The organism is Enterovirga sp. (genome assembly GCF_035325185.1).
GTDB lineage: Bacteria > Pseudomonadota > Alphaproteobacteria > Rhizobiales > Beijerinckiaceae > Enterovirga.
The window spans coordinates 1-8,799 of sequence record NZ_DAOLAJ010000122.1; the positions used below are offsets into that span (position 1 = coordinate 1).

The 8,799-nt window shown below is 65.7% G+C and carries 10 protein-coding genes; 1 reads left to right on the top strand and 9 read right to left on the bottom strand.

Annotation, left to right across the window (positions count from 1 at the left end; all coding sequences use genetic code 11):
• Positions 1 to 24: 24 nt before the first annotated feature.
• The 7 genes from PKD06_RS17090 to PKD06_RS17120 all read right to left on the bottom strand — a co-directional run bounded on the left by PKD06_RS17090 (position 25) and on the right by PKD06_RS17120 (position 6,299).
• On the bottom strand, positions 25 to 999 hold the full coding sequence (locus tag PKD06_RS17090) for an ATP-binding cassette domain-containing protein (protein WP_324382226.1): 975 nt from the start codon (positions 997 to 999) through the stop codon (positions 25 to 27).
• A gap of 69 nt (positions 1,000 to 1,068) precedes the next feature.
• Positions 1,069 to 1,959: a universal stress protein gene (locus tag PKD06_RS17095; protein ID WP_324382228.1), complete on the bottom strand. Its 891-nt coding sequence runs from the start codon at positions 1,957 to 1,959 to the stop codon at positions 1,069 to 1,071.
• Positions 1,960 to 2,039: 80 nt separating this feature from the next.
• Positions 2,040 to 2,699 (bottom strand): phosphoribosyltransferase, encoded by a 660-nt coding sequence (locus tag PKD06_RS17100; protein ID WP_324382230.1) that lies wholly within the window; start codon positions 2,697 to 2,699, stop codon positions 2,040 to 2,042.
• Positions 2,700 to 2,719: 20 nt separating this feature from the next.
• Positions 2,720 to 3,388, bottom strand: a complete 669-nt coding sequence (locus tag PKD06_RS17105) for an alpha/beta hydrolase (protein WP_324382232.1) — start codon at positions 3,386 to 3,388, stop codon at positions 2,720 to 2,722.
• Positions 3,389 to 3,390: 2 nt separating this feature from the next.
• Entirely contained in the window at positions 3,391 to 4,734 is a 1,344-nt protein-coding gene (locus tag PKD06_RS17110; RefSeq protein ID WP_324382234.1) for an erythromycin esterase family protein, read from the bottom strand.
• A 102-nt stretch (positions 4,735 to 4,836) separates the two neighbouring features.
• Positions 4,837 to 5,748 carry an ABC transporter permease gene (locus PKD06_RS17115; protein ID WP_324382236.1) on the bottom strand — a complete coding sequence of 304 codons (912 nt, stop codon included), beginning with the start codon at positions 5,746 to 5,748 and terminating at the stop codon, positions 4,837 to 4,839.
• A complete protein-coding gene (locus tag PKD06_RS17120; protein ID WP_324382245.1) occupies positions 5,739 to 6,299 on the bottom strand; it encodes an AAA family ATPase in 561 nt (186 codons plus the stop codon). The genes PKD06_RS17115 and PKD06_RS17120 overlap by 10 nt, the downstream gene beginning before the upstream one ends.
• Before the next feature lie 22 nt (positions 6,300 to 6,321).
• Between PKD06_RS17120 and PKD06_RS17125 the strand changes: the two genes are divergently transcribed.
• Positions 6,322 to 6,696 (top strand): hypothetical protein, encoded by a 375-nt coding sequence (locus PKD06_RS17125; RefSeq protein WP_324382238.1) that lies wholly within the window; start codon positions 6,322 to 6,324, stop codon positions 6,694 to 6,696.
• A gap of 22 nt (positions 6,697 to 6,718) precedes the next feature.
• Here PKD06_RS17125 and PKD06_RS17130 read toward each other — a convergent pair whose 3' ends face one another.
• Positions 6,719 to 8,077 carry an MBL fold metallo-hydrolase gene (locus tag PKD06_RS17130; RefSeq protein ID WP_324382241.1) on the bottom strand — a complete coding sequence of 453 codons (1,359 nt, stop codon included), beginning with the start codon at positions 8,075 to 8,077 and terminating at the stop codon, positions 6,719 to 6,721.
• A gap of 215 nt (positions 8,078 to 8,292) precedes the next feature.
• Positions 8,293 to 8,799 (bottom strand): helix-turn-helix domain-containing protein (locus tag PKD06_RS17135; RefSeq protein ID WP_324382243.1); only part of this gene is annotated, 507 nt, incomplete at its 5' end.

An 8,799-nucleotide genomic window follows, 5' to 3' on the forward strand; every position in this document is an offset into this window, starting at 1 on the left:
ACGAAAGTGTCTTGCCATTTCACGCTACCGAGAGATCGTGCCGTCGCCGGGCCCGCTGCCCACAAGCTCACCGCTCCGCGAGCTTTCGTGGTTATCCGTCTCACTGCGGCCGATCGGAATATCCCGTCCATGCGCAGGGTCTTGAGCCCGAGCCCGGACAGGAACGCGGTCGTGGTGACATAAGTCGCAAGCGCTCTGTGAGTCTTGCTTTGACCCAAAAATGGTCCGGCCACGCTCGCCTGCGAAATATCCCTTGAGCCAAGGATCTTTATTCGTGAGGAGATTCTCGATCGTTCCGATCGCGATGACCTTGCCGCGCGCGATCGCAGCGATCCTGTCGCAGGTCGCGTGAAGGCTGCTCAGATCGTGGGTGATCATCATCACGGTCAGGTCGAGGCTGGCCTTCAATGTCAGCAGCAATTGGTCGAAGGCGTCGGCGGCGATCGGATCGAGGCCCGAGGTGGGCTCGTCGAGGAACAGGATCTCGGGGTCAAGCGCGAGCGCCCGCGCCAGGGCCGCCCGCTTGGTCATGCCTCCCGACAACTCCGCCGGGTATTTCTCCGCCGCGTCTTGCGGCAGGCCGACCAGCTCGATCTTCAACATGGCCATCTCGGCCATGAGCCTGTCGGACAGGTTCAGGCTTTCCCGCATCGGGAGCTGGATGTTTTCGGCGATCGTCAGAGACGAGAACAGGGCTCCATGCTGGAACATGATGCCACAGCGTCGCTCCAGCTTATGCCGTTCCTCGTCCGGAAGGGTGTCGAGATCCTGGCCGAAGATCTCGATGACGCCACTCTTCTTGGGGAGAAGGCCCAGCATGGCCCGCAACAGGACCGATTTGCCCGAGCCGGACGCGCCGATGACGCCCAGGATCTCGCCGCGCATGATCTCGAGATCCAGGTGGTCGAGCACGCGCTTGTCGCCGAAGGCGACCTCCAGCCCACGAACACTGACGGCGATGTCACGATGGCTTGCCGCACATCGATCGGTTGCGTCCATGGGAGCCCCTTCTCCAAGGCGGTGCACGCGAGGGGAAGACGGCCGGACCGCCGGCCCCCCGCATCTCGATCAATGAGCCATGAGAAGCGGCAGCGGGGAGGTGGCGAGCAGCTCCTTCGTGACGCCGCCCAGCACCCATTCCCGGAAGCGCGAATGGCCATAGGCTCCCGCCACGATGAGATCCGCCGAGATCCTGCCCGCTTCCGCGAGAAGGCCCTCGGCCGGCGCCGCCTCGGGGCCTAGGACGCTGGCCGTCGCTTCGACGCCGTGCCGGGCGAGGTGCGCCGTTATATCGGTGAGCACTTCGGCGCCGCCCATCCGCCCGTGGGCCTTCTCCCTGACCATCGCGACATGAACCCGCGTCGCCTGCCTGAGGAAGGGCAAGGCTTCCGCCACCGCACGTGCGCTCTGCCCGGTATCGACCCATCCGATGAGAACCGTGCGGATCGCCAATCGCAGGGGAGCCTTCGGCGGAAGGAGGACGAGACCGCGTCCGCCCTCGAACATCACGCGTTCAATCATCGTGTTCCAGCGTTCGTTTCCTTCGTCGCGCGGACAGGTCGCGACGAAGAGATCGTTCCACCGCGCTTCGGTGGCGACGGCCTCCTCCAGGGAGCCGGGGAAGGCTTCGATCCGCCGCAATTCGTGGAGCGGATCGAGACGGGCGAAGCGCTCCCGCAGCCGCCGCTCGGTGACGTCGCCCTTCTCGGAGATGACGTCGATGAGATCGCTCATCGCCAGCGCGGCGAAATCCTCCATGTAGAACGTGGGGTTCGGCAGGAGGTTGGTGAAGAGGCCCGTCAGCCTGGCGCGGAAACCGGCTGCGAGCGCTTCCGCATGGGCGAGGCGAACATCGTCCTCCGACGAGCCGTCGAGATGGACGGCGATGTCCTTGCAGGCGCCTTCCGGCACGGGGCTCCGCCCGGCCGCGTGTGTCGAGGGTGATGCGATGTCGTTCATGTCAACCTCCGGTCCGCCACGTCATTCTCCGACAAAGCGGCGGGCGAGCCCCCGGGCCATTGATCTTCCTCAAATCGGTCTCAAGACGTCTCGGACACGTTCATTCGGACGGCGCGCGCCCGATCGAGAAGCTGGACGACCTCGGCGTCCGAGGTCTGATCGAAGTCGCGATAATGCAATCCCACCGCATGAAATGGCTCCGGCATGCTGAGACAGACGACGTCGTCGGCCTCCTTCCCGATGCGGTCGATCGTGTCCCGTGGCGCCACTGGGACAGCGACCACGATCCGCTCGGCGCCGGCCTTGCGCAGGGCCCTGATCGCGACCCGCATGGTCCCACCGGTCGCGATCCCATCGTCGACCAGCACGACCGTCCGCCCCCTCACGGGCAACGGCTTCCGACCCCCGAGATAAGCCTGTCGCCGGCGCTCGATCTCATGCAGTTGCCGGTGCATTTCCGCGGCGAGATAGCGTTCGTCGGGCTGAAGCGCCTGGACGATCTCGTCGTTCAGGACCAGTTGCGGGTTCTCGCCATCCACCACCCCCCCGATGCCATATTCGGGATGACCCGGCGCGCCGATCTTGCGTACCATCAGAAGATCGAGGGGGGCATGAAGGACCCGGGCGATCTCATAGGCGACCGGCACGCCGCCGCGCGGCAGGGCAAGGACGATCGGATCTTTCAGGTTTCGCCCCTCGAGAGCCTTCGCGAGCTGTCGGCCGCCGTCGCGCCGATCCATGAAGTATGTTTCCGATACCCTCATGGCATTTCCCTCAGATCCGGTGCAGGCAAATGGCTGACGAACCAATTGGTGGCGTGCCGGACCACCTGATCGAGCGTGCCCGGCTCTTCGAAGAGATGCCCGGCCCCTTCGATGATCGTGAGCCGCTTCTCGCATCGAAGCTCCGCATAAGCTCGCCGGTTCATGTCGATCACCGGACCGTCGCGGCTGCCGACGAGAAGAAGCGTCGGCGCCCGGACCCGGGGCAGCAACGGCATGGCGAGATCGGGGCGGCCGCCGCGTGACACGACCGCCCCGATCCGCGCGCCGAGAGAGGCGGCCGCCGCCAGGGCCGCGGCGGCTCCGGTGCTCGCGCCGAAATAGGCCGGCGCGACATCCGCCGTCTCCGCCTGCTCCGCCGTCCAGCGGGTGGCCCGGACCAACCGGGAGGCCAGGAACCCGATATCGAAGACGTTGCGGCGATCCTGCTCCTCGCCCGGGGTCAACAAGTCCAGCAGCAGGGTCGCAAGCCCGGCTCGTCTCAGCGCCGCCGCGACATAGCCGTTGCGCGGGCTGAGCCGGCTGCTTCCGCTCCCGTGGGCGAAGATGACGATGCCGCCGGCCCTTCCCTCCGGCAGGCCGAGGATCCCCTCGAGGCCTTCCGGCTCTATCCGGATCTGTGCGGTTTTCGAGAGCTGGAGCGACATGGTCAAACTCCGAACGGGAAAGTGTCCGGCACACCTTCGGGGCGCCCGGCCGCGAGCGGCGTCACGGCCCTGGTCTCCTCAAGCCAGAGATAGGCGTCGAACTGCTCCGGGAGGATGGCTTCGAAATAGTGGCTCTGAAGCTCGGTCTCGGGCCGGTAGATGACACCGATCGCGCGTTCGAGCCGGGGTTCGGACAGGATGCGGCGGATGTCGGATGACGCCTCTCCGCGCAGGTCAAGCAGCCAGCGCGGCATGCCCGTCTCCCGGAAAACGCGTTCATAGGAGTCGGGACGGGACGGACGGACCGGCTTGATCTTCATGGGCTCGTTCCAATCGTCCGCGGCCGCGACCGTTCCCCGGTCGGTGCCGAAGCCGATCAGGATGGCGCTGCCGCCATGGGCCGTCCGGCACAGTTCGCCGATGTTGAATTCGCCCTGCCAGCCCATGCGGGTGGCCATGGCATTGCCGACATGCGAATTATGCGCCCAGACGACCGCCTTCGCGTCGTCCCCCCGATGGGCGAGAAGCCGCTGGAGGGTGTCGAACATATGCCGGTCGCGGAGGTTCCAGGACTCCGTCGAGCCGCGGTACATGATGCGGTAATATTGTTCGGCCGCCAGGACGACGCGGGCGTTCTGGGCGGCATCGAAGAACGTTTCGCCATCGCGGGCCGCATAATCGAGACGACGCTCCAGGAGATCGCGAAGCTGCGCGACGATCTGGCCCTCGCACGGATCGTGGCGGCCCTGGAGCACCACCCGCCCATACCAGGCAGGCTCGTCCTGCCAGGGCGTCAGGCAGCCATAGCGCTGCCGCGCGATCCTGGCGGCGGCGGGGTCGACCTGCTCGAGGTAGCCCAGGACCGCCGCGATCGAATTGCGCATGGAATAGATGTCGAGACCGCGGAACTCGACGCGCCGCTCCATGGGAAGCTGTGCATTATGAGCGTGCAACCATGTCACGAAGTCGAGCACATCCTCGTTGCGCCACATCCACGAGGGAAACCGTTCGAAATTCTGCCCCTCTTCCACGCTGACGTCCCGGTCCCTGACATAGCGGTCGATCCGCAGCGCATCGGGCCAGTCGCCCTCGATCGCGACGATCGAAAAGCCGTGCCGTTCGACGAGCCGTCGGGTGATGGCGGCGCGGGCCCGGTAGAATTCGCTCGTGCCATGGGTAGCCTCGCCGAGAAGAACCACCCGCGCGGAGCTGAACCTGTCGAAATACCGTCCGAACTCGTCGGTTTCGGCGAGGTCGGGCAGCGGTTCGCAAGCGGGACGGATCGCCCTTGCGGCCAAGGCCGCGTCTCCGACACGAAGGCGGGATTTGATAAGCTCTTCGGACATCGCCTTCATCCCGGCTCACTGGTGCGAATCCAGCACTTTCAGCGAAGCCTAGTGTTGATGTGCCTCAACCGGAGCCGATCCCGAAGGCCGTGCCCATGCCGATCATCCGGCCTGCATGGCGGCGCTGCGCCTGAACCTGAGAATGGCGAGCCAGAAGAAGCCGAGCCCCATCGCACCGACCAGAAGGAAGCGAAGCCACACGATCCAGAAGTCGGCGCCCCGGTAGAGGATCGCCTGCGCATAGGCGACGAAATGGGTCGATGGCGAAAGGCTCATGATCACCCGGAGCGGAGCGGGCATGCTCTCGACCGGCGTGTTCGATCCCGACAGCAGATTCATCGGCACCGCCACCAGGAGGTAGAGGAGGCCGAGCTGCGGCATGGTCCGGGCGACCGTCGCCAGAAAGATCCCGATCGCCGTCGAGAAGAGCAGGTAGAGCACGACGCCGGCCATGAAGAGCGGCACCGAGCCGGCAATCGGCACGGCGAGCAGGCGCTGGACGACGATCGCCAGGGACAGGCCGACCGCGATCGTGATGATGAGCCCGTTCGCCCAGATCTTCGCGGCGGCGATCTCGAACGGCGTGAGCGGCATGGCCAGGAGATGATCCATGGTGCCGTGCTCCCGCTCCCGCACCACGGCCGCCCCCGTCATGATGATGCCGAGCATCGTCACGTTGTTGATGATCGCCATGATGCCGGTGAACCAGGACGTCGTCACGTTCGGATTGAAGGCGATGCGGACCGACAGGGTCACCGGCGTGCGCGGCAGGCCCTGGCTGCGCGACAGGAACTGCCCTTTGTCGCGTCGCAGATGCTTGGCGGCCTCCTCGGTGAAGATCTGCTGGATGTACTGGGCTCCGATCCCGGCCTGCATCATCGCGGTGGCGTCGATGGCGAGCTGAACGGTCGGGCGCAGGCCCTTCAGCATGTCGCGCTCGAAACCGGGCGGGATGGTGACGACGAAGGTGAGATTGTCCACAGCCGTCGAGATGCCTGCGCCCGTCACCAGCATGAGGAGCGCCGAGCCGAACAGGGCGAAGCCGATCCGGCCGCAAGCGCGCCGATGCCGTCCGCACGGGCGGTCCGCCCCTCCGCTCCTTCCTCGAGATAGCGAACGAATGCCTCTTCGAGATTGTCCGCCCGTTTGGCGGCGACGAGTTCGGCGGGGGCGCTGATCGCCAATACCCGGCCGGAGGTCATCAGGGCCACCCGGTCGCAGCGGGCGGCCTCGTTCATGAAATGAGTCGATACGAAGATCGTGATGCCTTCCTGTCGCGACAGGTTCAGAAGCTCACGCCAGATCTCGTCGCGCGCCACGGGATCGACGCCGGAGGTCGGCTCGTCGAGGACGAGCAGGTCCGGCGAATGCACGATCGCCACCGCGAGCGACAGCCGCTGGCGGATGCCGAGCGGCAGATCGGCGGCGCGGCGGTGGAGATGGGGCTCCAGGGCGAAGCGGGCCACGAGCTTTGCGATCCGCGCCCGCGCGGCGTCCGCCGGCAGCTGGAACAGCCGGCGTGTCGCAAGCCGGATCAGGATCCTTCGCCAGGTCAGCGTCGCGATCGTCGCCGAGCCTTCCGCCGGCTTGTCTCAAGGAGAACGTCTCTATGACGTCTTCCGGCTCAATATGGGCGTGTTCAAGCTGAAGTTCTCGATGAACTTCCTCATGAACATGATGCATCATCTCGGTATCGCATCGATCCTGGCGATCGGCGGCTACTACGTGGCGACCGGTGAAACGCAGATCGGCACCGTCGTGGCCTTCGTCTCGGGCCTCTCGCAGATCAACGATCCCTGGGGCGACCTCGTCAACTGGTTCCCCGAGCTGAGCGTGACGCGCACCAAATACGACCTCATCTCACGCGCCGTGACGGGACCTCATACCGCTCAGACGGAGGTCCCGCCTCGATCGGGCTTCGCCGGCTCCGCGCGGTTCCAGAGCACTTCAGACGGGCCGTAGCCGGACCATCCCTATCGGCCCTTCATAGCGGGTGCGTCTGGTTCGGCAAGGGAACGACGGCGTCCCAGCCGAGTTCGCGGTCGATCCGAATACGCAAGGCCTCCGAGGCATTTGGCTCGCCGTGGACGATGAAGACCTTTCGTGGCCGCATCTTGAAGCCGGACAGCCAGCGCATGAGTTCGCTCGCATCCGCATGCGCGGACAGCATCGGCAACTCGGCGATCTCGGCGCGGACAGGAATCCACTGGCCGTGAATCTTCACCTCCTTGGCGCCTTGCAGCATCGCCTGCCCGCGCGTGCCGGCCGCTTGAAACCCCGAAAACAGGATGGTGTTGCGATGGTCCGGCCCGAAGGCCTTGATGTGATGCAGCACGCGTCCGCCCGTCGCCATGCCGCTCGCCGAGATGATGACCTTGGGCATCGGACTCGCGGTCACCTGCTTGGATTCCTCCACCTCGCGAATATAGGTCGCGACCTTGCAGGCGGCGTGGCAGAGGCTCGGCGGCAGGCGGTGATCCTCGCTGTGGCGGCAGAGAAGCTCGCTCGCGTCGATCGCCATCGGACTGTCGAGATAAACGGGGATCCGGCCCAGGCGGCCAGCCTGTTTCAGCGTCCAGAAATAGTAGAGCAGCTGCTGGGCGCGGCCAACCGCAAAGGAGGGGATGATCACCGTGCCGCCGCGGGCCGCCGTACGTTCCACGACCTCAGCCAAAGCCTCGGCTGGATCGCGCCGCTCGTGCAGCCGATCACCGTAGGTTGATTCGATCACGACGTAGTCTGCCTGCGGGATGGCTTCCGGATCGACCATGACGGGATCGCCGTAGCGGCCGAGATCGCCGGAAAATGCGATGGTCACGCCCCGCCAGGTCAGTTCGATCGTGCACGCGCCGAGGATGTGGCCCGCCCGGCGAAAGAGGGCCGTGGCGCCGTGCCCGAGCGCGAGGGGCTCATGAATCCGGACAGGTTCGAATTGCTCGAGGGCTCTTTCCGCGTCCCGGATTCCATAGAGCGGCAAGGCCGGATGGTGTTTCGAAAAACCATGACGATTGGCGTATTCCGCGTCCTTCTCCTGCAGATGGGCGCTGTCGCGGAGGATCAGGCCGGCCATTTCCATGGTCGCGCGGGTGCTGAAGATCGGATTGCGAAAGCCGTCGCGCACCAATTTAGGCAAATACCCGGAATGGTCGAGATGTGCGTGGGTCAGCAACACCGCGTCCAGGCTCTGCACAGGCACGGGAAAGGGTGCCCAGTTCAGCTCTCGCAGGTTCTTCAGGCCCTGAAACAGGCCGCAATCGATGAGCAGGCGGCGGCCATCGGCTTCGAGCAGGTGCTTGGAGCCGGTCACCGTGCCGGCGCCGCCGAGGGAGGTGAGCGTGAGCAAGGCAGACTCCTTTTCCTTCACGAGCCGGTTGCCGACCGCGATGCCTTATCGATCTCCACACGCCGCCTCCGCATCACCGGCGAACGCGAAGATATGGCCAGCCATTGGAGGCAGCGACAGCTTTCGGGAAGATTTCGGCGGAGCGCGTGTCCAAGCGACGCTTCTCCCATATCGGTGCTCACAGCGCAGCGAGCACCCGCACGAGGTCGATCGGCTCAGCCCTCGACGAGCCGGGCGACGGCCCGCCTGTCGAGATGAACGTGCCGGGCCCCGCAAAGGGTCAGAGCGGCCTGCCTTTGCATTTGGGACATGGCGCGTGACACCGTCTCGAGCGTGAGGCCGAGATAGTCCGCGATGTCGCGGCGCGACATCGGCAATTCGATCCGTCCCGATCCGCCGAGCCGGTCGTCGAGTTCCAGCAGGAAGGCGGCGACGCGCTCGAGCGCCGTGCGGCGGCCGAGCCGGATGAGATGATCCTCGGCCCGCAGCAGATGGGCGGCGGTGGCCGACCAGAGCTGGCAGGCAACGTCTGCATCGCGGGCCGCGACCGCCGCCAGCTGGCGACGCCTGAACAGGAGCATGGTCGTATCCGACACGGCTTCCGCATTGAGCCGATGTATCGAGCCTGTCTCCAGGCCCAGGAGATCGCCGGCCACGTGGAAGCTGTTGATCTGGCGCCGCCCATCCGCGAGGATCTTGCAGGTCCGAACGGCTCCCGAGAC

Bases quoted from the DNA above. Each gene is read 5' to 3' on its own strand.
- PKD06_RS17090 (WP_324382226.1), bottom strand. From the start codon at position 999: ATGGACGCAACCGATCGATGTGCGGCAAGCCATCGTGACATCGCCGTC.
- PKD06_RS17095 (WP_324382228.1), bottom strand. From the start codon at position 1,959: ATGAACGACATCGCATCACCCTCGACACACGCGGCCGGGCGGAGCCCC.
- PKD06_RS17100 (WP_324382230.1), bottom strand. From the start codon at position 2,699: ATGGATCGGCGCGACGGCGGCCGACAGCTCGCGAAGGCTCTCGAGGGG.
- PKD06_RS17105 (WP_324382232.1), bottom strand. From the start codon at position 3,388: ATGTCGCTCCAGCTCTCGAAAACCGCACAGATCCGGATAGAGCCGGAA.
- PKD06_RS17110 (WP_324382234.1), bottom strand. From the start codon at position 4,734: ATGTCCGAAGAGCTTATCAAATCCCGCCTTCGTGTCGGAGACGCGGCC.
- PKD06_RS17115 (WP_324382236.1), bottom strand. From the start codon at position 5,748: ATGCTGGTGACGGGCGCAGGCATCTCGACGGCTGTGGACAATCTCACC.